General features: G+C 69.1%; 19 protein-coding genes. 12 read left to right on the top strand and 7 right to left on the bottom strand.

From position 1 onward, the window contains the following. Positions 1-4: 4 nt before the first annotated feature. Positions 5-1,075 (bottom strand): ribosome small subunit-dependent GTPase A, encoded by a 1,071-nt coding sequence (gene rsgA / locus ABRP18_RS10935; RefSeq protein WP_046749478.1) that lies wholly within the window; start codon positions 1,073-1,075, stop codon positions 5-7. Positions 1,076-1,077: 2 nt separating this feature from the next. Then, the gene (aroA, locus tag ABRP18_RS10930; protein ID WP_061017489.1) at positions 1,078-2,394 is read right to left on the bottom strand and encodes a 3-phosphoshikimate 1-carboxyvinyltransferase; all 1,317 of its coding nucleotides are present in this window, start codon (positions 2,392-2,394) and stop codon (positions 1,078-1,080) included. 72 nt (positions 2,395-2,466) lie between these two features. Between aroA and ABRP18_RS10925 the strand changes: the two genes are divergently transcribed. From ABRP18_RS10925 to ABRP18_RS10915, 3 genes are read left to right on the top strand one after another with little or no spacing between them, the layout of a single operon-like run. After that, positions 2,467-3,129, top strand: coding sequence for a sigma-70 family RNA polymerase sigma factor (locus tag ABRP18_RS10925; RefSeq protein WP_046749476.1), 663 nt, complete (start codon positions 2,467-2,469; stop codon positions 3,127-3,129). After that, positions 3,126-3,371, top strand: a complete 246-nt coding sequence (locus ABRP18_RS10920; RefSeq protein WP_046749475.1) for a zf-HC2 domain-containing protein — start codon at positions 3,126-3,128, stop codon at positions 3,369-3,371. The genes ABRP18_RS10925 and ABRP18_RS10920 overlap by 4 nt, the downstream gene beginning before the upstream one ends. Before the next feature lie 33 nt (positions 3,372-3,404). Continuing rightward, a complete protein-coding gene (locus ABRP18_RS10915; protein WP_349884640.1) occupies positions 3,405-4,712 on the top strand; it encodes a GNAT family N-acetyltransferase in 1,308 nt (435 codons plus the stop codon). A gap of 57 nt (positions 4,713-4,769) precedes the next feature. Here the strand turns inward: ABRP18_RS10915 and ABRP18_RS10910 are convergent, their stop codons facing one another. After that, a complete protein-coding gene (locus ABRP18_RS10910) occupies positions 4,770-8,456 on the bottom strand; it encodes a multifunctional oxoglutarate decarboxylase/oxoglutarate dehydrogenase thiamine pyrophosphate-binding subunit/dihydrolipoyllysine-residue succinyltransferase subunit (protein WP_349884639.1) in 3,687 nt (1,228 codons plus the stop codon). A 160-nt stretch (positions 8,457-8,616) separates the two neighbouring features. Here ABRP18_RS10910 and ABRP18_RS10905 point away from each other — a divergent pair, with 160 nt between their 5' ends. The 3 genes from ABRP18_RS10905 (at position 8,617) to ABRP18_RS10895 (ending at position 12,559) form a co-directional block, all read left to right on the top strand. Beyond that, entirely contained in the window at positions 8,617-10,071 is a 1,455-nt protein-coding gene (locus ABRP18_RS10905; RefSeq protein ID WP_058631356.1) for a GuaB1 family IMP dehydrogenase-related protein, read from the top strand. Positions 10,072-10,184: 113 nt separating this feature from the next. Further along, entirely contained in the window at positions 10,185-11,501 is a 1,317-nt protein-coding gene (locus ABRP18_RS10900) for a hemolysin family protein (protein WP_113681591.1), read from the top strand. Further along, positions 11,498-12,559 (top strand): hemolysin family protein, encoded by a 1,062-nt coding sequence (locus ABRP18_RS10895; protein WP_046749470.1) that lies wholly within the window; start codon positions 11,498-11,500, stop codon positions 12,557-12,559. The genes ABRP18_RS10900 and ABRP18_RS10895 overlap by 4 nt, the downstream gene beginning before the upstream one ends. Positions 12,560-12,623: 64 nt before the next feature. On the opposite strand, the gene ABRP18_RS10890 is transcribed toward ABRP18_RS10895, so the two are convergent. Further along, the gene (locus ABRP18_RS10890; protein WP_349884638.1) at positions 12,624-13,691 is read right to left on the bottom strand and encodes an NADH:flavin oxidoreductase/NADH oxidase; all 1,068 of its coding nucleotides are present in this window, start codon (positions 13,689-13,691) and stop codon (positions 12,624-12,626) included. A gap of 56 nt (positions 13,692-13,747) precedes the next feature. Here ABRP18_RS10890 and ABRP18_RS10885 point away from each other — a divergent pair, with 56 nt between their 5' ends. The 6 genes from ABRP18_RS10885 to ABRP18_RS10860 are packed head-to-tail and all read left to right on the top strand — an operon-like array spanning position 13,748 to position 18,605. After that, the gene (locus ABRP18_RS10885) at positions 13,748-14,581 is read left to right on the top strand and encodes an NAD(P)H-hydrate dehydratase (protein ID WP_193761685.1); all 834 of its coding nucleotides are present in this window, start codon (positions 13,748-13,750) and stop codon (positions 14,579-14,581) included. Continuing rightward, the gene (locus tag ABRP18_RS10880; RefSeq protein ID WP_230977869.1) at positions 14,578-15,810 is read left to right on the top strand and encodes a hypothetical protein; all 1,233 of its coding nucleotides are present in this window, start codon (positions 14,578-14,580) and stop codon (positions 15,808-15,810) included. The genes ABRP18_RS10885 and ABRP18_RS10880 overlap by 4 nt, the downstream gene beginning before the upstream one ends. A gap of 4 nt (positions 15,811-15,814) precedes the next feature. Next, entirely contained in the window at positions 15,815-16,174 is a 360-nt protein-coding gene (locus ABRP18_RS10875) for a thiamine-binding protein (protein ID WP_349884637.1), read from the top strand. Beyond that, positions 16,167-16,643 (top strand): GNAT family N-acetyltransferase, encoded by a 477-nt coding sequence (locus ABRP18_RS10870; protein ID WP_193761686.1) that lies wholly within the window; start codon positions 16,167-16,169, stop codon positions 16,641-16,643. Before ABRP18_RS10875 ends, ABRP18_RS10870 begins: the two co-directional genes overlap by 8 nt. Before the next feature lie 9 nt (positions 16,644-16,652). Then, positions 16,653-17,942: an MFS transporter gene (locus ABRP18_RS10865; RefSeq protein ID WP_349884636.1), complete on the top strand. Its 1,290-nt coding sequence runs from the start codon at positions 16,653-16,655 to the stop codon at positions 17,940-17,942. Positions 17,943-17,996: 54 nt separating this feature from the next. After that, a complete protein-coding gene (locus ABRP18_RS10860; protein WP_349884635.1) occupies positions 17,997-18,605 on the top strand; it encodes an NUDIX hydrolase in 609 nt (202 codons plus the stop codon). Between the two features lie 9 nt (positions 18,606-18,614). Here the strand turns inward: ABRP18_RS10860 and ABRP18_RS10855 are convergent, their stop codons facing one another. The 3 genes from ABRP18_RS10855 to ABRP18_RS10845 all read right to left on the bottom strand — a co-directional run bounded on the left by ABRP18_RS10855 (position 18,615) and on the right by ABRP18_RS10845 (position 22,264). After that, positions 18,615-19,820: a homoserine O-acetyltransferase gene (locus ABRP18_RS10855; RefSeq protein ID WP_349884634.1), complete on the bottom strand. Its 1,206-nt coding sequence runs from the start codon at positions 19,818-19,820 to the stop codon at positions 18,615-18,617. A gap of 40 nt (positions 19,821-19,860) precedes the next feature. After that, positions 19,861-20,817, bottom strand: coding sequence for an endonuclease/exonuclease/phosphatase family protein (locus ABRP18_RS10850; RefSeq protein ID WP_349884633.1), 957 nt, complete (start codon positions 20,815-20,817; stop codon positions 19,861-19,863). Between the two features lie 124 nt (positions 20,818-20,941). Next, positions 20,942-22,264 carry a bifunctional o-acetylhomoserine/o-acetylserine sulfhydrylase gene (locus tag ABRP18_RS10845; protein WP_046749463.1) on the bottom strand — a complete coding sequence of 441 codons (1,323 nt, stop codon included), beginning with the start codon at positions 22,262-22,264 and terminating at the stop codon, positions 20,942-20,944. Positions 22,265-22,399: the final 135 nt, after the last annotated feature.

Here is a 22,399-nt window from a genome sequence, read left to right as displayed (position 1 = left end):
CAGCCTAACGCCCGGGCGTCTGCTCCGCCTTGTCTGCGAACGTCTGCAGCAGCCGCTGCAGAGAGTCGAGTCGCGCACGACCGGTCTCTCCCAGCTCGCCTCGTTCCGCCGCCTCGATGAGCGCGCAGTCGGGGGCATCGGCCAGATGGGTGCAGCCGCGGGGGCAGTCCTCGGCGATCGTCGCGAGCTCGGTGAAGGCCGCGAGGATGTTGGCCGGATCGACATGGCCGAGTCCGAACGAGCGCACCCCAGGGGTGTCGATCACCCAGCCGGTGCCACCCGCTCCCTGGTAACGCAGGGACACGGTCGACGACGACGTGTGGCGTCCGCGTCCTGTCACCTGATTCACGTGTCCCGTGGCGCGCAGCGCTGTGGGGACGAGTGCATTGACGAGTGTCGACTTGCCGACTCCGGAGTGTCCGACGAACACCGTGGAGTGACCGATGAGAGCCTCGCCGATCTCCTCGACGGGCATCTCGTCCTGGGAACTCGTGAACACCCGAAGGTCCAGCCCCTCGAAATGCGTGAGGAACTCGGTCGGGTCGGCGATGTCGGTCTTCGTGACGACGAGAAGGGGGCGGATGCCGGCGTCGAGTGCTGCCACGAGATAGCGATCGACCAGGCGCGCACGGGGTTCGGGGTCGGCGGCCGCGACGACGATGAGCATCTGGTCCGCGTTGGCGACGATCACCCGCTCGACCTGGTCCGTGTCGTCCGCGCTGCGTCGGAGAAGCGAGGTCCGCTCCACGATGCCGACGATACGGGCGAGGGTGCCATCGTCTCCCGAGGTGTCGCCGACCACTCGGGCCTGGTCGCCCGTGACGATGGGTGTTCGGCGCAGCTCGCGCGCACGTGTGGTGGTGATCGTGCGCTCCTCCGCCGTGTCCTCCCCGAGCAGGACGGAGTAGCGACCCCGATCCACACCGAGCACTCGCCCCACCTGCGCGTCCTCGTGCGCGGGACGGCGCTTCGTGCGCGGCCGGTTGGCTTTGGGGTTCGGGCGGGTGCGGATGCTGCTCTCGTCGAAGTCCTCGAAGTCGTCTTCGAGGTCGTCGGCGTCGTCGAGCCAGCTCACCGTCAGCCCCGCAGCATCCGCTCCCAGAGCATCGTGAACTCCGGGAGGGTCTTCGCAGTGGTGCCGATGTCGTCGATCTCCACATCGGGGACACGGAGACCGATGAGCGCGCCGGTCGTTGCCATGCGGTGGTCGTGGTGCGCAGCCCAGCGTCCGCCGTGCAGTGGGCGCGGGATGATGCGGAGTCCGTCCGGCAGTTCCTCGGCCTCGCCGCCGAGGGCACGCAGGTTCCCGATCAGCGCGGCGATTCGATCGGTCTCGTGCAGACGGATGTGCCCGATGCCGCGGATCGTCGTCGGGGAGTCCGCGAAGGCGGCGAGGCCGACCAGTGTCGGGGTGAGCTCGCTCGCCGCCGAGAGATCGAGGTCGAGACCGCGGATGCCGGAGCCCGCGCGCACCGTGAGCGTTCCGCCGTGCCGCCCGACGTGAGCTCCGGTCGCCTGGAGGATCTCCGGCAGGAGGGCGCCCGGTTGGGTGGAGTGCGGAGGCCAGCCCGTGATCGACACGGATCCACCGGTGACGAGCGCGGCGGCGAGGAACGGTGCGGCGTTCGAGAGATCGGGTTCGATCGCGATCTCCTTGGCGCGGGGGACGCCCGCCTCGACAAGCCATTCGCCGACGGCTGGGCGCTCGATGCGGATGCCTCGGCGGCTGAGTGCCTCGATGGTCATGTCGATGTGCGGAAGGCTCGGCAGGTGCTCGCCGGTGTGGACGAGGTGCAGTCCCACATCGAAACGCGGAGCGGCGAGGAGGAGCCCGGAGACGAACTGGCTCGATGCGGAGGCATCGATCTCGACGCGACCCCCGCGGATGCGCCCGTGGCCGCGGATCGTGAACGGAAGAGCCCAGGTGCCCTCGTCGTCGATGTCGACTCCGAGGTCGCGCAGCGCGCTGATGAGGCCCCCCATCGGCCGATGGAGGGCGGTCTCGTGCGCGGTGAGATGCACGTCGTTCTCGGCGAGTCCGGCCAGCGGAGCGATGAAGCGCATGACGGTGCCGGCCTGCCCGCAGTCGATCGTGGTGCCGCCGTCGAGTCTCGCAGGGGTGACGACGAGGTCAGGCCCGAACTCATGACCGGCATCCACCTCCTCGATGCCCACCCCGAGGGCACGCAGCGCGTCGACCATGCGCGCGGAGTCGTCGGAGTGCAGAGGGGCGATCAGGCGGCCGGGACCGTCGGCGATCGCGGCGATGATCAACTCGCGGTTCGTCAGCGACTTCGAACCGGGGATCGTGAGCTCGGCGTGCACGGGCACGTCGGTCGAGGGCGCGGTGTAGGCGCCCTGCACGCGGGAGGGGGAATACCTGTTGGCGCTCATCGGTTCTCACCTTAGTAAACGCAGGGAGCTTCGTCGCGAACGACAGGCTCCCACCCCACCGAAGGAGCGAGTATGACGGCGACGTTGGAGCGCGAGGTGATCGACCTCAGCGGCCTAGACTGGCCGGTGATGGATGACACCGCAACCGCAGACACCGTCGGCGACCCTCGGCGCGAGTTCGAAGAGCAGGCGCTCCCGTTCATGGACCAGCTCTACGCCGCCGCGATGCGTATGACGCGCAATCCCGCCGACGCCGCAGACCTCGTGCAGGAGACCTTCGTCAAGGCCTATGGGTCCTGGGCGACGTTCTCGCAGGGTACGAACCTCAAGGCGTGGCTCTACCGGATCCTCACGAACACCTACATCAACATCTACCGCAAGCGTCAGCGGGAGCCGTTCCAGGGCACGATCGACGAGCTCGAAGACTGGCAGCTGGGCGGAGCGGAGTCGACGACGGCGTCGCACAGCCGGTCGGCCGAGGCGGAGGCCATCGACCGGATGCCCGCCTCCGTCGTCAAGGACGCGCTGCAGGCCGTGCCGGAGGACTTCCGTCTCGCGGTCTATCTCGCGGATGTCGAGGGTTTCGCGTATCAGGAGATCGCCGACATCATGAAGACCCCCATCGGCACCGTCATGAGCCGTCTGCACCGTGGCAGGCGGATGCTGCGGGAGCTGCTGGCAGATTACGCCGCTGAGCGGGGCATCGCCGCGGCCGAGACGAGGAGCAAGAAATGAGTGACTGCGGCTGCGACAAAGCCCGTCAGGATCTGGAGGAGTACCTCCGCAACGAGGTGTGCAAGACCGAGCACACCGAGATCCGCGAGCATCTGGAGAACTGCCCGTCCTGTCGGGATGAGGCTCTCGTCGCCACCACCCTCACCGATGTGATCGCGCGGGCCTGCAAGGAGACCGCACCCGAGGAGCTGCGCGACCAGGTGTTCGCGCGGCTGCGGGCAGTGCAGGCAGCCCAGCACTGACTCCGGGTCGGAGGGCGTCGGTAGTGTGGGTGGATGACCTCCATCGATGCGAGAGACGTACCCGCTGACACCACCTCGAGGGAACGACTGGCCGGAGCCGGTCTCGACTATCGCGTCGTCGATCTGAGCGACGACCCGAAGGCATCGGCATTCGAGCGCGCGGTCGACCGCGGGTTCCTCGGGCCTGAGCCGAGCACCGAGATGATCGCCCAGGTGCGCAAGACCTTCGCCGAACGGCGGAACGTCGGGGTGTACGAGCAGGGCGCCGTCGATGCCGACCTTCCCGTCGCGACCATCAACGGCTGGGTGACGCCGCTCACCGTTCCCGGTGGGCGTGAGATCGACATGTGGGCCATCAGCGTGGTGACGGTGTCGGCGACGCATCGCCGCCGCGGGATAGCCAGGGCGCTTCTCGAAGGAGAGCTTCGCGCTGCGGCAGCCTCCGGTGTGCCCATCGCGGGCCTCACGGTGTCGGAGGCGACGATCTACGGTCGCTACGGCTTCGGCTCCGCGATCCCCGTCGCGCGTCACACGGTCGACACCCGCCGCGCCGGCTGGAGCGGCCCGACTCCGCTCGGCACCCTCGAGTACGTCGACCGGGAGACCCTCGCTGCAGACCTCGGCACGGTCCACGAACGCGCACGGGGGAGGGCTGCGGGGCAGATCCCGGGCTGGCAAGGTCGATGGGAGGGGTACGCGGGCGTGTCTCCCACCCCGGACCGCGACCAGGCGCGTGGGGTGCGCTATCGCGACGAAGACGGCGTGCTGCGTGGCGTCATGGCCTACACCGTCGGTGAGGCCGCCGGCACCTTCCGGTTCCGGATGGACGTGCGCCTGCTGGTCGCCGAGACGACGGATGCGCGCACGGCGCTCTGGCGCTTCGCCCTGCAGCACGATCTCGTCGACGAGGTGGTCGCCGACCTCCGCCCGGTCGACGACCCGCTGCCATGGCTCGTGCACGACACCCGCGGTGTGAAGCAGGAGGTGCACGACCACGGCTGGCTGCGCGTGCTCGACATCCCTGCCGCGCTGACCGCCCGTCGCTACTCGGCGCCGATCGACACCGTCATCCGCGTGGAAGACTCCCTCGGCTTCGCGAACGGTGACTGGCGCCTGCACGTGGACGACTCCGGCGTCGCGACCGTCGATCCGGTGACCGACTCCGCGACAGACGTCGATGTCACGCTCGATGTCTCCGCGCTCTCCGCCCTGTATGCGGGAGGGGTCCGCGCTGCGACGCTGCACGGTGCCGGCCGCATCGCCGCCGATGCCGCTGCGGTCGAGGCCCTCGACCGAGCTTTCATCACCTTCCCCGCGCCGTCTCTCGACATCTGGTATTGAGTCGGCACGAAAAGGGGCGCCGCGACCTGAGTCGCGGCGCCCCTTTCGTGCAGACGATCAGCCGAGTGTGACGGCTGCCTGGATCAGCGCAGCCTGCTCTGCCGCGTGGACCTTCGAGGATCCCGTCGCCGGCGAGGCCGAAGCCGGGCGCGAGACCGGACGGAACGAACGGTCTCCCGGCACGTCGGCGAAAGCGAGCGCGAGGAAGGGCCATGCACCCTGGTTCTCCGGCTCCTCCTGCACCCACACCAGCTCGGCGTTCGGGTAGGAATCGGTGATGGCCTTGAGGCCGTCGATCGGAGTCGGGTACAGCTGCTCGAGCCGGACCAGCGCCACCGCGGGGTTCGGGTTCTTCTCGAGCTCGGCCCGCAGGTCCCAGTGCACCTTGCCCGAGTGCACCAGCACGCGCTTGACGGCGGCGCGGTCGAGACCGCGGTCGTCGTCGAGCACAGGTTCGAACCGGCCCTGGGTGAAGGCCTCGACCGGGCTGGTCGCTCCACGCAGACGCAGCATGGCCTTCGGGGTGAACACGATCAACGGCTTGCGCGGACGGGCATAGGCCTGGCGGCGCAGCAGGTGGAAGTACGAGGCCGGAGTCGACGGGCGCGAAACGATCATGTTGTCCTGCGCGCACATCTGCAGGAACCGCTCGATGCGCGCAGAGGAGTGATCCGGTCCCTGACCCTCGTAGCCGTGGGGGAGGAGCAGGGTCACACTGGACTGCTGCCCCCACTTCTGCTCGGCCGCCGAGATGTACTCGTCGATGACGGACTGAGCGCCGTTGACGAAGTCGCCGAACTGCGCCTCCCAGAGCACGAGCGCTTCGGGGGCCTCGACCGAGTAGCCGTACTCGAAGCCGAGAGTCGCGTACTCGCTCAGCAGCGAGTCGTAGACGAAGAAGCGTCCCTGGGCGTCGGAGAGGTTCGACAGGGGCAGCCATTCCTGACCGTTCGCGCGGTCGTGCAGGGTCGCGTGCCGCTGCACGAACGTGCCGCGCCGCGCATCCTGCCCGGCCAGACGAACCGGGGTGCCCTCCACGAGGAGCGAGCCGAAGGCGAGCAGCTCGCCGAAGCCCCAGTCGATGGCGCCGTTGCGGCTCATGTCGAGGCGCTTCTCGAGCAGCTGCTGGATCTTCGGGTGCACCGTGAAGCCCTCTGGCTTGTTCACGAAGGCATCGCCGATCATCTGGATGACCTCGCTCGGCACGCCGGTGACCTCCGGTGCGCCGACCTGGTCCTCGACGGGCGGCGTCTCCGGCGCGACGGGGAGGGCACCGGTCTCGGCCGCGTGCGTCTCGGCGAAGGCGATCTCCAGTCGGTTCTGGAAGTCGGCCTTGGCCTCGTCGTACTCCTGCTCGGTGATGTCACCTCGGCCGACGAGCGACTCGGTGTACAGCCGCCGGACGGAGCGCTTCGCCTGGATGAGGTCGGTCATCAGCGGCTGCGTCATCGAGGGGTCGTCTCCCTCGTTGTGGCCGCGTCGGCGGTAGCAGACCAGGTCGATCACGACATCGCGGTGGAAGCGCTCGCGGTACTCGAAGGCGAGCTGCGCGACGTGGATGACCGCCTCCGGGTCGTCGCCGTTCACGTGGAAGACCGGGGCCTGGATGGTCTTGGCCACGTCGGTCGAGTAGATCGAGGTGCGGCCGTCGTTCGGGGTGGTGGTGAAACCGACCTGGTTGTTCACCACCACGTGGATCGTGCCACCCGTGCGGTAGCCGCGCAGCTGCGACATCTGCAGGGTCTCGACCACGACACCCTGCCCGGCGAACGCGGCGTCGCCGTGCACGAGGATGGGCAGCCACGCGAACGTGCCGATGGGCTTGCGGTCCTGCTTGGCGCGGACGATGCCCTCCAGCACGCCGTCGACCGTCTCGAGGTGCGAGGGGTTGGCGGCGAGGTAGACGGGGAGCTCCGACTTGTCATCGGCGACGAAGGTGCCCTCGGTCCCGAGGTGGTACTTCACGTCACCGGATCCGCGCTGGTTGCCCGGCGTCTGCGTGCCCTCGAACTCACGGAAGACCTGACCATAGGTCTTTCCGGCGATGTTGGTGAGCACGTTCAGGCGGCCGCGGTGGGCCATGCCGATCGCAGCCCCTTCGAGGCCTGCCGTGGCCGCGCCCTGCAGGATCTCGTCGAGCAGCGGGATCAGCGACTCGCCGCCCTCGAGGGAGAAGCGCTTCTGGCCGACGAACTTGGTCTGCAGGAAGGTCTCGAACGCCTCGGCCTCGTTGAGCTTGCGGAGGACCCGCAGCTGCTCGTCGTGGCCGGGCTTCTGGTACTTGACCTCGACCTTCTCCTGGAACCAGCGGCGCTGCTCCGGGTCCTGGATGTGCATGTACTCGATGCCGAGCGTGCGGCAGTACGAGTCGCGCAGCACGCCGAGGATGTCGCGGAGCTTCGCGATGCGTCGTCCGCCGAAACCGCCGGTGACGAACTCGCGGTCGAGGTCCCAGAAGGTGAGGCCGTGGCTCTCGATCTCCAGGTCCGGGTGCGAACGCTGCACGTACTCGAGCGGGTCGATGTCGGCCATCAGGTGACCGCGCACACGGAACGAGTTGATGAGCTCCTGCACGCGGGACTGCTTGTCGACGCGCTCGGCGAGATCGACCGCGATGTCGGGGTTCCACCGGATCGGTGCATAGGGGATGCGGAGCGCCGCGAAGATGTCGTCGTAGAAGCCGCGCTGGCCGATGAGCAGCTCGTGCACCTTCTTCAGGAACTCGCCGGAGCCGGCTCCCTGGATGACACGGTGGTCGTAGGTGCTCGTGAGCGTGATCGTCTTGCCGATCGCCAGCTCGTTGAGCGTCTTCTCGCTCGCGCCCTGGAACTCGGCCGGGTACTCGAGGGCGCCGGCGCCGATGATGCAGCCCTGCCCCTTCATGAGACGCGGCACCGAGTGCACGGTTCCGATTCCGCCGGGGTTGGTGAGCGACACCGTGGTGCCCTGGAAGTCGGCGGCGGTCAGCTTGTTGCCTCGTGCACGCGTGACCAGGTCTTCGTACGCGGAGAGGTACTCGGTGAAGGTCAGGGTGTCGGCGCGCTTGATGCTGGGCACCATGAGGGCGCGCGTGCCGTCGGGCTTGGGCAGGTCGATCGCGATGCCCAGGTTGACGTGCGCCGGTGCGACCACCGAGGGCTTGCCGTCGACCTCTGCGTAGAACACGTTCTGGCTGCGGAACTCGTCGAGGGTGCGGATGAGCGCCCAGCCGATGAGGTGCGTGAAGCTGACCTTGCCGCCGCGGGTGCGAGCCATGTGGTTGTTGATGACGATGCGGTTGTCGATCATCAGCTTCGCGGGCACGGTGCGCACGCTCGTGGCGGTCGGCACGGTGAGCGACTCGTCCATGTTCGCCGCGAGGGTCTTCGGCAGACCGCGCAGCGGTGTGACCTTGTCCTCTTCTGCGGGAGCGGGAGCCTCCTTGGACTCCGACTTCGCGGCGGGCTTCGGGGCCTGGGCGGGGATGGGGGCGGCCGCGGCGGGCTTGGCGGTGGTGCGCGCGACGGGCTGGGAGCCGATCACGGGGATCGGTGCCGTCACGGGGTGTGCAGCCTGGGCCGGTGCGTCGGACGCTGCGGCGGGAGCAGCGGACGCCGTCTCGGAGTGGTACTTCTCCAGGATGGGCCACCACTCCTTGTCGACGGAGTCGCGGTTCACCTTGAACTGCTCGTAGAGCTCTTCAACGAGCCAGGAATTGGCTCCGAACCCCCCGTCGCCGTTGACGCCGGTCACCTGGTTCGACACTCTCGATCGCCCTCTTTCATCGCTGAAGCTCTCTGGTGCGGACGTCGACGCAGGATGCGTTCGGGCCCGCACACTCTCGACCAACAAGCCTAACGTGTTTCCCTTGGGGAATCGTCGAAGCCGAGCGCCCACCGCGTCGCGATCTGGGTACCGTGGAACCATGAAGTTCTCTGGAGCGCAGCCGACCGTCGATCTGACCTACTCCGACGTCTTCCTGGTACCCCGCAGATCCGCGGTCACCAGCCGTCTCCAGGTCGATCTCGCGCCGCAGGACGGCACGCCGGCGACGCTGCCTTTGGTCGCGGCCAACATGAACTCCGTGACGGGTCCGCGCATCGCCGCTGTACTCGCTCGGCGTGGCGCCCTCGGCGTGCTGCCGCAGGACCTGCCTCTGCAGGAACTCGATGCCGCGATCCGTGAGGTGAAGTCGCAGCCCGTGCTCTGGGACACGCCGATCGTGCTGCCCCCGGAAGCCTCGGCTGCTGACGCGCTCCGCCTGCTGCCGGCGACCAGCGGTCACGGCATCGTCGTCGCCCGTGGCGCTGCCCCCATCGACGTCGGCCGGATCCTCGGCATCCTGCCCGCGACCAGGCTGGCGACCGCGCTCCCCGATGCGCAGCTGGGTGACCTGGTGCATCGCGGCACGCCATCGATCGACGCGGACGACATCGGCTCTGAGCGGCACGCGTTCGACGTCATCACCGACGCGGGCGTCGAGATGGTCACCGTCGTGCACCACGGGCACCTCGTCGGCACACTGAGCGCCCGCAGCGCGCTTCGTTCGACGCTGTACCGTCCGGCCGTCGACGCCGACGGGCGCCTCGCCGTCGCCGCCGCGGTCGGCATCAACGGCGACGTCGCGGCCAAGGCCAAGGCCCTCGCCGCCGCCGGCGTCGACGTGCTGGTGGTGGACACCGCCCACGGACACCAGGAGGGCATGCTGCGAGCGCTGCGGGCCGTCGCCGAGCTCGACCTCGGTCTTCCCGTCGTCGCGGGCAACATCGTCACCGCGGAGGGCGTGGCCGACCTGGTCGACGCCGGTGCGTCGATCCTCAAGGTCGGCGTGGGTCCCGGCGCGATGTGCACCACCCGCATGATGACCGCGGTCGGCCGCCCGCAGTTCTCCGCTGTGCTCGAGACGGCGCAGGCGGCGCGGGAGCTCGGCGCGCACGTCTGGGCAGACGGGGGAGTGCGCTACCCCCGCGATGTCGCTCTGGCCCTCGCCGCAGGTGCCGCCTCCGTCATGGTCGGTTCGTGGTTCGCGGGGACGATCGAAGCGCCGGGCGAGTTGCAGCGCGATGCGGAAGGCCGCCTGTTCAAGGAGTCGTGGGGCATGGCGTCGACCAAGGCGGTCCAGGCCCGCTTCGGCAGGCTCGACGCCTACGAGCGTGCGCGCAAGGAGCTGTTCGCTGAGGGGATCTCGTCATCGAAGATCTACCTCGACCCGCTCCGGCCCGGCGTCGAGGATCTCCTCGACATGATCACCTCGGGGGTGCGATCCTCGTTCACCTACGCCGGGGCTGCATCCGTCCCGGAGTTCCATGACCGCGCCGTCGTGGGTCTGCAGTCGGCGGCCGGCTACGAAGAGGGCAAGGCGCTTCCGGTCAGCTGGTGATCGTTGCGCGCATACACGGTCGCGTTGGGTACAATCGTCGGCATAATGGACGACCCTCCCAGTTGTAGAACATCGCCCCACTGTCCGCCTCTCTCACAGGAGAGGAACCTCTGATGGACTACATCATGTTGGGCGTGGGGCTCCTGCTCACGGTCGGCACCGGCCTCTTCGTCGCCAGCGAGTTCGCCCTGGTGAACCTCGATCGCGCGGACCTCGAGGCCAGGCAGGCGAGAGGCGAGTCGCGGCTCTCCCTCACCATCAGCGCCCTCAAGCACACGTCGACCCATCTCTCCGCTGCGCAGCTCGGGATCACGCTGACGACCCTGCTCACCGGGTACACGATGGAGCCGGCGCTGTCGAACCTGCTGCGTCCGACGTTCATCGCCTGGAGCATCCCCGAGGCGGCCGTCACCCCGATCGCGACCATCGTGGCGATGCTGGTGGCGACGGTGCTCTCGATGATCCTCGGCGAGCTCGTCCCGAAGAACTTCGCCCTCGCGCTGCCTCTGGCCACTGCGAAGCTCGTGGTCCCGTTCCAGATCGCCTTCACGACCGTGTTCAAGCCGGCCGTCGTGGTGCTCAACGGCAGCGCGAACGGCGTGCTGCGCAGTATGGGCATCGAGCCGAAGGAGGAGCTCTCGGGGGCCCGGAGCGCTGAGGAGCTCTCCTCTCTCGTGCGCCGTTCCGCCAGCGCCGGTCTGCTGGAAGCCGATACAGCGACGCTCCTCGACCGCACGCTCACCTTCGCCCGGCTGACCGCCGCCGATGTGATGACGGCGCGTCCGAGCATGCATGCGATCGCGGCCGGCGACTCCGCCGACGACGTCATCCAGCTCGCCCGACGCACCGGGCACAGCCGTTTCCCGGTGTACGACGACGACCTGGACGACATCACCGGTGTCGTCCACCTCAAGGCGGCCATCTCCGTGCCTCGAGAGCGTCGGACCGAGGTTCCTGCCGGCGCGCTGGCGACGGAACCGCTCCGGGTGCCGGAGACCGTGCACGTCGACGCCCTGATCGCCGAGCTGCGGGCACGCGGCTACCAACTGGCCGTCGTCGTCGACGAGTACGGCGGCACCGCCGGTCTGGTGACCCTCGAAGACCTGGTCGAAGAGCTCGTGGGCGAGGTCGCCGACGAGCACGATCGCACCAGGGCCGGAGTGATCCGCAACCGCGAGGGCATCACGTTCCCCGGGGAGCTCCGACCGGACGAGCTGCGTCGTCGCGCCGGCGTCGAGGTGCCGGAGGGCGACGTCTACGACACCGTCGGCGGCTACGTCATGAGCGTGCTCGAACGGGTTCCGTCGGTCGGCGACGAGGTCGAGCTCGACACCGGCACGCTCCAGGTCGTGCGCATGGACGGTCGGCGAGTCGATCGGGTGCGCTACGTGCCGAGACCGCTCGCTGTCGATGAGGAGGTGACCCGATGAGCGATTGGGGCGGACTCGCCTGGCTCGTCGTGCTCCTGGTCGCGAACGCGTTCTTCGTCGGCGGCGAGTTCGCCGTGATCTCGGCCAGAAGATCGCAGATCGAGCCGCGCGCGGATCAGGGTTCGCGTGCAGCGAAGACGGCCCTGTACGCGATGGAGCATGCCACTCTCATGCTCGCGACCTCGCAGCTCGGCATCACGATCTGCTCGCTGCTGATCCTCAACGTGTCGGAGCCGGCCATCCACCACCTGCTGTCGGTGCCGCTGCATGCGCTGGGGTGGCCGGACGGCGCCGTCGATGCCGTGTCGTTCACGGTCGCGCTGCTGGTCGTCTCGTTCCTGCACGTGGTGTTCGGTGAGATGGTGCCGAAGAACCTCGCCTTCTCAGTGCCGGACCGCGCTGTGCTGATCCTCGCCCCGCCGCTGGTCTGGGTGTCGAAGGTCTTCATGCCGGTGATCTGGGTGCTCAACGCGGCGGCGAACGGCGTGCTGCGCCTGTTCCGCGTCGAGCCGAAGAATGAAGCGGCATCCACGTTCACGCTCGAAGAGGTCGCGACCATCGTCAGCCAGTCGCGTCGCGAGGGCGTGCTCATGGACACGGCGGGAACCGTCGCCGCCGCCGTCGAGTTCACAGACAAGAAGGCCAGGGATGTCGCTGTGCCCTTGAGCGATCTGGTCACTCTTCCGCAGTCGACGACGCCGGACGACATCGAGAAGGCGGTCGCCCGCTACGGGTTCTCGCGTTACGTGATCGTCGACGACGAGTCGGTTCCGATCGGCTACGTGCATCTCAAGGACATCCTGCGGGCGTCCGAGGGAGCGGACGCCGAGACCAAGATGATCCAGCCGGTCCCGGCCAAGCGTATCCACCACATGGTGCCCGTTCAGGAGAACACCGACCTCGAGGACGCCCTCGCGGTCATGCGCCGCGCGGGCCGGCACCTGGCCAAGGTGCGGGACGCGGAGGGGAACACCACCGCTGTCCTGTTCCTCGAGGACATCCTGGAGGAACTGGTCGGCGAGGTTCAGGACGCGACACGTCGCTTCCGCGGACGCTGATCCTCCACCGCACGACGAAGGCCGCCGAATCCTGCACGGATCGGCGGCCTTCGTCGTCGGGGGCTCAGCGGGGACGGGCGCGCTCGTACTGCGGCGGCCAGGCGACCTCGGCGTCGAGCTCGTGCGCGGCGCGGAGGGCGAAATGCGGGTCGCGCAGCCACTCGCGTCCCGCGAAGATCGCGTCGGCGGCGCCATCGGCGAGCACCTGCTCCGCGTGGGAGGCCGCCGTGATGAGGCCCACCGCGGAGACCGGGATCCGACCGCCTTGACGCACGCCCTCGGCGAGCGGCACCTGGTATCCGGGGAACACGGTGATCTGCTGATGCGCCACGAGGCCACCGCTCGATACGTCGATCAGGTCTGCACCGTGCTGGGTCGCCCAGCCACTGACGATCTCCGCCTCCTCCGGCGTGAACCCGCCCTCCGCGTGGTCGGTGGCGGAGATGCGGACGAACAGCGGCACGTCGGCGCCGGCGGCGTCGCGGACGGCGCCGACCACGCGCAGCAGTAGACGAGCGCGGTTCTCGAGCGAACCACCGTATTCGTCCTCACGGTGGTTGGACAGTGGGGAGAGGAACTGGTGGAGGAGGTAGCCATGCGCTCCGTGGATCTCCAGCACGTCGAAGCCCGCGGCGACCGCGCGATGAGCTGCATCGGCGAAGGCCTCCACCACGCGGTCGATGCCCGCCGTATCGAGGGCGATCGGGGTGTCGAAGCCCTCGTAGGCGATGGCGGACGGCGCGGACGTGGTCCATCCACCCTCACCGGTCGGCACAGTGCCTCGTTCGGGAGCCCACGGCCACCACGTCGAGGCCTTGCGGCCGGCGTGGGCGAGTTGGATGCCCGCGTGCGAGCCCCGATCGTGGATCGCCTGGACGATCGGGGCGAGCGCGTCGCGCTGCTCGTCGTTCCAGAGCCCCAGGTCGCGCGGCGAGATCCGCCCGTCGGGGACGACCGAGGTCGCCTCGGCGATGATGAGCCCGGCGCCGCCCGAGGCGAACTGCGCGAGGTGAGTGTGATGCCACTCCTGCGCCACGCCGTCGACGGCGCTGTACATGCACATCGGCGACACCCAGAGGCGATTGCGCAGGGTGACGGAACGGATGGTCAGCGGGGAGAAGAGAAGACTCACCGTTCGACGCTACCGCCGCGCAGGCGACCCGAGGGCCGTCGCACTAACGTGGAGTCATGGTCGAGGTGCGCGAGTGGACGCGAGATGACACGGCGCGGTTGTTCCGTGTTCCCACAGCCGACGACGACAAGTACGCCCGTGGTGTGGTGGCGCTTCGCACCGGGTCGCCCGCATATCCGGGTGCCGCCGTGCTCGGGGTGGAGGCCGCGTGGCGCACGGGCGCCGGATTCGTCCGGTACGTGGGCGCGGAGCGGGTGGCAGATGCTGTTCTCGCCCGACGTCCGGAGACGGTGGCGGGGGCGGATGTCGGCCGGTCGCGGATCGACGCCTGGGTGATCGGTTCCGGCACGGACCCCACCGACCGGGACGACGCGGAGCAGGCCGCCCTCGAGGCGATCGTCGCCGGCGATGCAGCGGTGGTGATCGACGCGGGCGCACTCGATCTCGCCGGGAAGGCGCGCGCTCCTTTCCTGGTGACCCCTCACGCGCGGGAGTTCGCCCGGCTGCAGGAGCAGCTCGGCATCTCCACGTCCGAAGAGGATCGCGCGTCGGCGGCCAGGAGGACGGCGGACCGGGTCGGAGGCACCGTGCTGCTCAAGGGCGCTCGCACGCTGATCGCGTCTCCTGACGGCGGCGTCATCGCCGTCGACGCGGGTACAGGGTGGCTGGCGACCGCAGGGACAGGGGATGTGCTCGCCGGGGTGCTGGGTGCCGTGCTCGCAGCGAACCAGGGCAGCCCGATCGCCGAGGTCGCCGCCGCCGGGGCGTGGATACACGGACATGCGGGCCGAGTGGCCGCGGGGATGAGCGACGGCGGGACGGGGCATCCGATCGTCGCCATGGACGTCGCTGCGGCGCTGCCGCAGGCGATCGCGGACGTCCTCGCGTGAATCGCCCGCCGACCGGGGTGGCCGTGCTGTGGGTCGCCTTCCTCCTCGCCCACCTGCTCACGGCATGGGCGGGCTGGGTCTATCCCAGTCAGCCCATGGGCGATGTGGTCCTCGTCTACGAACCCTGGGCTTCGTCGGCCCTCGACGGGGGCCCGATCGTCGGTGTCACCGAGACCTGGGTGTACCCGCAGCTCGCGCTCGTGCCGATGCTCGTGGCCAAGATGCTCGCGGCGCCGCTCGTGCCGCTGCTCGGGGTCTCCGGTGCGTACCTGATCGGGTGGGCCGCCCTCGTCGTGATCCTCGATGCGGTGGCGTTCGGAGTGCTGATCGGCCGCTCGCCGTCGCGCCCGCGCCGCGTCGCCGCCTGGTTCTGGTGCGCGGCGCTGCTCCTCCTCGGACCGATCGCGCTCTATCGGATCGATGCGATCACGGTGCCGATCGCCGTGATCGGCGGGCTCTGGCTCGTGAGTCGGCCGGTCGTCGGTGCTGCCCTCCTCACGGTGGGCGCCTGGATCAAGATCTGGCCGGGCGCGCTCGTGCTCGCCGCCGTGATCGCGCTCAGGGCGCGCATGCGGGTGCTGTTCGCCGCGCTGGCCGTCACGGCCGGAGTCGTCGCAGCGCTGCTCGTGCTCGGAGCGGATTCCGAGATCCTCGGCTTCCTGACGGAGCAGACGGGACGGGGACTGCAGATCGAAGCGGTCGCCGCCACGCCGTTCCTGTGGCTCGCCGTCACCGGGGCCGCCCGCATCGAGTACAGCTTCGAGATCCTGACCTTCCAGATCACGGCACCGGGCGTCGATGCCGTCGCGGCCGTGCTCACGCCCCTGATGGCGGTGTGCGTGCTCGCGGTCGCAGCCGTCGGCGCGCTCAAGGCGATCCGCGGTGCGCGCTTCACCCGGCTGTTCCCTCCGCTCGCCCTCGCGCTCGTGACGTTGCTGATCGTCACGAACAAGGTGGGCTCCCCGCAGTTCCAGACCTGGCTGATCGCGCCGATGATCCTGTGGCTCGTGCTCGACCGCGTCAGGGCGCGCGTCCCCGCCGTCGTCGTCCTCGCCCTCTGTCTGCTCACCTGCCTCGTCTACCCGATCGGCTACGACGCGCTGCTGCGAGCCGATACCCTCTCCGTCGCCGTCCTCACGGTGCGGAACGTCCTTCTCATCGTCCTGCTCGTGCTGGGCATCCGTGCTCTGCTTCGCGTACCCGTCCGCCAACCGAAAACCCTGGAGTGAACCCATGTTGATCGCCTTCTCCGTCGCCCCGAGCGGTACCCCGGCCGAGGGTGCCGAGCGCACCGATGCATCGGTGCACGACGCCGTGGCCGCTGCCGTGCGCGTGGTGCGGGAATCGGGCCTGGCGCACCGCACCACCAGCATGTTCACCGAGATCGAGGGCCCGGACTGGGACACCGTCATGGGCGTCGTGAAGCGTGCGACCGAGGCCGTCATGCCGTTCGGATCGCGGGTATCGCTCGTGTTGAAGGCCGATATCCGGCCCGGGTACTCCGGAGAGCTCGACGCGAAGATCGAACGCCTCGAGGCTGCTCTCACAGAGGCGGGCTCGGAAGAGGCGGGCTTTGCGCGCGCGGATGGCTGACGTCGTCCCGGCGACGTCGATCGCTCTTCGACCGGCGCTCGCCGAGGACGCCGAGTGGATCGCGGAGCTCCGGGCCGACGTGCTCAGAGTCGACCTGGAGCGACTCGGACGTTATGACGAGGTCCGTGTCCGGCAGCGCTTCCGCGACGCGTTCGAGCCTGCGCAGACGCGGATCATCGTCGTGGATGCCGTCGACGTCGGCTCTGTCGCCCTCCGCCGAGACGGCGATTCGCTCTGGCTGGAGCACTTCTACATCTCTCCCTCGCACCAGGGTCGCGGGGTCGGGGGCCGCGTGCTCACGACGGTGCTCGACGGTGCCGGCCGGTATCGCCTCAACGTGCTCAGGGGCAGCCCGGCCCGAGGCCTCTACGAGCGCCACGGGTTCGTCGTCGATTCCGAGGACGACGTGGATGTGTTCATGACGCTCGATCGTGAGGGGGAGACGAGGTGGGCGTCCGAGGGCCGGTAGGCTGTTCCGGTGAATCCCTCGACTGAATCGAGGGGTGCGGCGAAGTGGGCGCTCCTCTCTCTCGCCATAGGCAGCTTCGGAATCGGCATGACCGAGTTCGTGGTCATGGGCCTGCTTCCCAACATCGCCGCCGACCTGCTCCCTTCGCTCTGGGCGACCAGCCCGGAAGATGCGCTGAGCCAAGCGGGGTGGCTGATCTCGCTGTACGCGCTGGGTGTGGTGGTCGGCGCCCCGACCATCGCCGGTTTCGTCGCGCGATATCCACGGCATCGGGTGATGATCGTGCTGGCTCTCGCGCTGACGGTGTTCAACGCCCTCACCGTGGTGCTGCCCACGTTCGAGCTCGTCGCCGCGTCCCGCTTCCTCGCCGGTCTCCCGCACGGTGCGTACTTCGGCATCGGTGCACTCGTGGCGGCCGAGGTGATGGGGCCGGGCAACCGTGCCAAGGGCGTGGCCTTCATCCTCACCGGCCTCACGGTCGCGAACGTCGTCGGCGTGCCGCTGGGAACCTTCCTCGGACAGCAGTGGGGGTGGCGCTCGGCCTTCGCCGTCGTCGCCATCGTGTTCGCGCTCGCCACTGTCTGCATCGCGCTGTTCGTGCCGGAGCATCCGGGGGATCCAGGGCGCACGATGCGGCAGGAGCTGCGGGTGTTCCGGATCCCGCAGGTGTGGTTCACGTTGGGTGTCGGCGCGATCGGGTTCGGCGGGTTCTTCGCCGTCTACAGCTACATCGCGCCCCTGGTGACAGAGGTGTCCGGTTCGCCGGAGTGGGTCGTGCCGATCGTGCTCGTGCTGATGGGGCTCGGGATGACGGCGGGAAACCTGGTCGGTGGTCATCTCGCCGACATCGATCTGCGTCGCACGCTGCTCTTCGGTCTCGCCGCCATGGCTCTCGTCTTCGCGCTGCTCGCCTTCCTGTCGTTCTGGATCGTCAGCCTGGCGGTCGTGGTGCTCGTGGTCGGTTTCGTCTCGTCGGTGCTGAGCCCGACGATCCAGACCCGCCTCATGGATGTGGCCGGTGACAACCAGTCGATCGCGGCAGCCATGAACCACTCCGCGCTCAACATCGGCAACAGTCTGGGTGCCTTCCTCGGCGGCGTCGTGATCGCCGCAGGCTGGGGCTTCACGGCACCGGCGTGGACAGGGGCCGCGCTCGCCGTGGCGGGTCTGCTGATCGCCCTGCTGTCCTATCGCGTCGAAGGGCGTCGTCCCGCGCCGGTGGAGCTCGTCACAGCGGTATCGGCCGGATCGGCATCGGTCGTCTCGACATCGACAGCACCGGCCTCGACCGCACCGTAGACGACCGCACCGTAGACGACCGCACCGTAGACGACCGCACCGTAGAGTGACGGGGTGAATGCTCCCGAGACGACTCTGCCCGTGGCCGGGACCGTTGTCCTGCTGCGGGCGTCGGATCCGGGGTTCGAGGTGCTCCTGATGCGGCGGCCCGATCGCGGCTCGTTCGCGGGAGCGTGGGTCTTCCCCGGGGGCAAGGTCGAGCCCGGTGACATCCGCGGGGGTGGCGACATCGACGATGCGCGGCACGCCGCCATCAGGGAGACCGCCGAGGAGGTCGGCCTCACGGTCGAGGATCTCATCGTGCTGTCGGAGTGGCAGCCGCCGCCGGAGGCACCGACGCGCATCCGGACCTGGTTCTTCCTCGCTCACGCACCGACCGGGGAGGCCGCGCCCTCCGCCGACGAGGTCGAGGAGATCGCGTGGGTGCGCCCGGCTGAGGCGCTCGCGCGCCATGCGGCCGGGACGTGGAGCCTGTACCCGCCCACCTGGATCACACTGCATCAGCTCTCGGCGTTCGGCGATGTGTCCTCGGCGCTCGCCTCGGGCGGCTCGGCCCAGCTGTTCCAGACGCGGGTGCTCGACTCCGATGCCGGTCGGGGTTTCGCCTGGGAGCAGGGGCGTCTCGAGGCGGGTTCGCTGCCCTGGCGGTTCGAACCGAGCTGAGCGGAGGGGTCAGCTCTCGAGCAGGCGCCGCAGATTCGAGCCGACCGCCTCGGTCTCGATGAGGAAGCCGTCGTGTCCGAAGTCGCTGGCGATGACCACGGCCTCGTCGTCGATGACGTTCGGGATGCTGCGGGCGATGCGCTGCTGTCCGTCGACAGGGAAGAGCCGGTCGCTGTCGATCCCGAGCACCAACGTGGTCGCGGTGACGGCATGCAGCGCCTCTTCGACGCCTCCTCGACCGCGGCCGACGTCGTGCGAGTTCATGGCCTCGACCAGGGTGATGTAGCTGTTCGCGTCGAATCGGCGTGTGAACTTGTTGCCATGGAAGTCGAGGTACGACTCCACCGCGAAGCGTCCGCCGTGACCGAGCGGTGACACGTCGGACTGCCAGGAGCGCTGGAACCGCTGATTCAGCTCGATCGGGCTGCGGTAGTTCAGCAGAGCCATGCGTCGGGCGAGGGCGAGCCCCCGGTGCGGACCGTCGCCGTCCGCGAGATCGTAGTACTCGCCGCCCTGGAAGCGCGGGTCCATGCGGATGGTCTCCAGCTGCACGGTGTTGAGCGCGATCTGGTCGGCGGTGGTCACCGGGGGAGAGGAGAGCACGGCGAGGCGCTGCACACGCTCGGGGTGCGTGACCGCCCATTCCAGCGCGTGCATCCCTCCCATGGAGCCGCCGATGACCGCGGCCCAGCTGTCGATGCCGAGAGCATCGGCGAGGCGCACCTGGGCGGCGACCTGGTCGCGGATGGTCAGGTAGGGGAAGCGCGACGCCCATTCGTAGCCGTCCGCGGCGATGCTCGCAGGTCCCGTCGATCCCTGGCATCCTCCCAGCATGTTCGGGGCGATCACGAACCAGCGGTCCGTGTCGAGCGGAGCGCCAGGACCAGTGATGTCCTCCCACCAGCCCGCGGTGGGGTGGCCGGCGCCCGCGGCTCCGCGCACGTGACTGTCGCCGGTGAGCGCGTGCAGCACCAGGACGGCATTGTCCCGTGCCGCGTTCAGCTCGCCCCAGGACTCGTAGGCGATGCGGATGCCGGGGAGCTCTGCACCGCTCTCGGTCGCGAACGGTCCGAAGGCGGCGAAGCGACGACCCCCCACGGGGTCGCCGTCCCGCCAGGCGCCGGTCGCCGGCGGACGGGCGCGGAGCAGCCTGACATCGGCCTCCGTCACGGGTGCAGAGGGCACCGTGTCCTCGGAGGTCGTCTGCCAGTCCATGCTTCCATTCTCGCCTGGCAGGGCACCCCTCGGTGGCAGGTTACGGAGTGATCGCGGATCGGGCTCGGGTGACGGTCGCCAGATGGTCGCTGTTGCCTGCGCGCATGGTGCCAGAGGTGACGACGTCGAGTCCGCGTACGAACACCTGGTCGATGCGGACGAGTGGGAAGGCCGTGGGCCATGTGAAGCCCAGGCTTCCGTCGGTCGGGCGCACCCAGTCGGTCTCCGCGCGCAGGGCGGTCAGACTCGGATCGGTCGACGGTGCGTTGAAGTCGCCGACGACGATCAGCGACTCCGCCGGGTCGGACGCCACCTCTTCCGCGATGCCGCCCAGCATGGTGTCACGGTCCTGTTGGTGCCCTGGCCGTACCGATGCCGCGTGCAGCACATAGACGGCGACGGGAGCGGACGGGGCCTGCACCTCGACGCGAAGCGCGCGCTTCCAGCTGAGTCCGAGTGTGAGGGGCTCGGCATCCGCGAGGGGATACCTGCTCCAGACGCCCACCGTCCCGACGGTGTAGGAGTGCGGGTACTCCGCTGCGAGGGTGTCCTGCGCGGCGGAGAGGCTGTCTCCGTCGAGCTCGACGAGGGCGATCACGTCGGCACCGCTCTGCGCCAGCTCGGAGGCGGAGGATGCGGCTCCACCGGAGCGCGCTCGCACGTTCTGACTCACGACGGTCAGCTCGGATGCGGCAGCCGACTCCACGTCCGCCCCGCCGGGGAGGCCGGGGAACGCCGGCATCATCGCGAGGGCCCACAGGAGTGCGGGAACCAGGATCAGGACGAGAACTCGCGGCGCACGCAGGAGGGCGACCAGCACCAGTGCGACGAGGATGATCCCCAGCCACGGGAGGACAGCCGAGACCGCGGTGCCGACGAGCCCCGGGATCCAGCCGCAGGCGACGACGAGTGCCAGGAGGACACCGGTCACGGCGAGCCACCGGGCGACGGTCCGTGACCGCCGCGTGGGGTGCGGGGGGTGCTGAGCGTCGATCATGGTCTCCTCGGGGCGGAGTCCCATTCTCGACGGAACCGCCTGTGGGTCGGCCGGGTGAGGCCGTCGCCGTCACACGAAGATGCCCCGGAACGCAGGGCTCCGGGGCATCGACGTGGTGCGGGGATCAGGCGCGGGCGGCCTCCGAGACGGCACGTGCCGCGGCGAGGGCCTGCTCGAGGTCGGCCTTGAGGTCATCGACGTTCTCGATGCCGACGGAGAGCCGGACCAGACCGGGAGTCACGCCGGCGGTCAGCTGCTGCTCGGGCGTCAGTTGCGCGTGCGTGGTGGACGCCGGGTGGATGACGAGCGAGCGCACGTCGCCGATGTTGGCGAGGTGGCTGAACAGCGACAGGCTGTTGACGAACTCGCGACCGGCCTCGACGCCGCCCTTCAGCTCGAACGACAGCACGGCTCCGACGCCCTTGGGGGCGTACTCGTTCGCCTTGGCGTACCACGGCGACGAAGGCAGGCCCGAGTAGTTGACGGTCGCGACGTCGTCGCGGCTGTCGAGCCACTCGGCGATCTCCTGCGCGTTCTGCACGTGCCGCTCGATGCGCAGCGAAAGAGTCTCGACGCCCTGGATGAGGTTCCAGGCGCTCTGCGGCGCGATCGCCGATCCCAGGTCGCGCAGCAGCTGCACTCGCGCCTTGATGATGTACGCGAGCGGGTCGCCCACAGCAGCCGTGTAGCTGGCGCCGTGGTACGACGGGTCGGGCACCGTGAGGCCGGGGAAGGTGTCGACGTGCTTCGACCACTCGAACTTGCCGCCGTCGATGATGACGCCGCCGATGGTCGTGCCGTGTCCGCCGAGGAACTTGGTGACCGAGTGGACGACGATGTCGGCGCCGTGCTCGAACGGGCGGATCAGGTACGGGGTGGCGATCGTGTTGTCGACGATCAGAGGGACGCCGTTCTCGTGCGCGATGTCGGCGACGGTGCGGATGTCGAGGATGTTGATCTGCGGGTTGCCGATCGTCTCCGCGAAGAACAGCTTCGTGTTCGGACGGACGGCGCGGCGCCACTCCTCGGCGTCGTCCTGGTTCTCGACGAAGGTGACCTCGATGCCGAGCTTCGCCAGCGTGTACTTGAAGAGGTTGTAGGTTCCGCCGTAGATCGAGCTCGACGCCACGAAGTGGTCGCCGGCCTGGGCGATGTTGAGGATCGCGAAGGTCGATGCCGCCTGGCCGCTCGCGAGGACGAGCGCCCCGGTGCCGCCCTCGAGCGCGGCGAGACGCTGCTCGAGCACGTCCTGCGTCGGGTTCTGGATACGGGTGTAGATGTTGCCGAACTCCGCCAGCGCGAAGAGGTTGGCCGCGTGGTCGGCGCTGTCGAACACGTACGAGGTGGTCTGGTAGATCGGCGTGGCACGCGCCTTGGTGACCGGGTCGGGGGCAGCGCCGGAGTGGATCTGCTTGGTCTCGAAGCGCCAGGACTCGGGTGCGGACATGTGATTCCCCCAGAAGTGGTCGGAAGGTCGGATGGCGGATGCCGTTGCAGCGACAGTACGGAATATCGGCGCTTGTCAACAACAGGTGGGAAATGTGACGTAACAGAGGGGAGCCCCGGAATCACGCGGCGGGAG

Source organism: Microbacterium sp. WHRI 7836 (assembly GCF_040223885.2).
Lineage (GTDB): Bacteria > Actinomycetota > Actinomycetes > Actinomycetales > Microbacteriaceae > Microbacterium > Microbacterium oxydans.
Note: the sequence above shows the minus strand (reverse complement) of the source record. Positions and strands in the feature narration are given on the sequence as shown.

Coding starts and splice junctions, on each gene's coding strand:
- aroA (WP_061017489.1), bottom strand. CDS start 2,394: ATGAGCGCCAACAGGTATTCCCCCTCCCGCGTGCAGGGCGCCTACACC.
- ABRP18_RS10925 (WP_046749476.1), top strand. CDS start 2,467: ATGACGGCGACGTTGGAGCGCGAGGTGATCGACCTCAGCGGCCTAGAC.
- ABRP18_RS10920 (WP_046749475.1), top strand. CDS start 3,126: ATGAGTGACTGCGGCTGCGACAAAGCCCGTCAGGATCTGGAGGAGTAC.
- ABRP18_RS10915 (WP_349884640.1), top strand. CDS start 3,405: ATGACCTCCATCGATGCGAGAGACGTACCCGCTGACACCACCTCGAGG.
- ABRP18_RS10905 (WP_058631356.1), top strand. CDS start 8,617: ATGAAGTTCTCTGGAGCGCAGCCGACCGTCGATCTGACCTACTCCGAC.
- ABRP18_RS10900 (WP_113681591.1), top strand. CDS start 10,185: ATGGACTACATCATGTTGGGCGTGGGGCTCCTGCTCACGGTCGGCACC.
- ABRP18_RS10895 (WP_046749470.1), top strand. CDS start 11,498: ATGAGCGATTGGGGCGGACTCGCCTGGCTCGTCGTGCTCCTGGTCGCG.
- ABRP18_RS10885 (WP_193761685.1), top strand. CDS start 13,748: ATGGTCGAGGTGCGCGAGTGGACGCGAGATGACACGGCGCGGTTGTTC.
- ABRP18_RS10875 (WP_349884637.1), top strand. CDS start 15,815: ATGTTGATCGCCTTCTCCGTCGCCCCGAGCGGTACCCCGGCCGAGGGT.
- ABRP18_RS10870 (WP_193761686.1), top strand. CDS start 16,167: ATGGCTGACGTCGTCCCGGCGACGTCGATCGCTCTTCGACCGGCGCTC.
- ABRP18_RS10855 (WP_349884634.1), bottom strand. CDS start 19,820: ATGGACTGGCAGACGACCTCCGAGGACACGGTGCCCTCTGCACCCGTG.
- ABRP18_RS10850 (WP_349884633.1), bottom strand. CDS start 20,817: ATGATCGACGCTCAGCACCCCCCGCACCCCACGCGGCGGTCACGGACC.
- ABRP18_RS10845 (WP_046749463.1), bottom strand. CDS start 22,264: ATGTCCGCACCCGAGTCCTGGCGCTTCGAGACCAAGCAGATCCACTCC.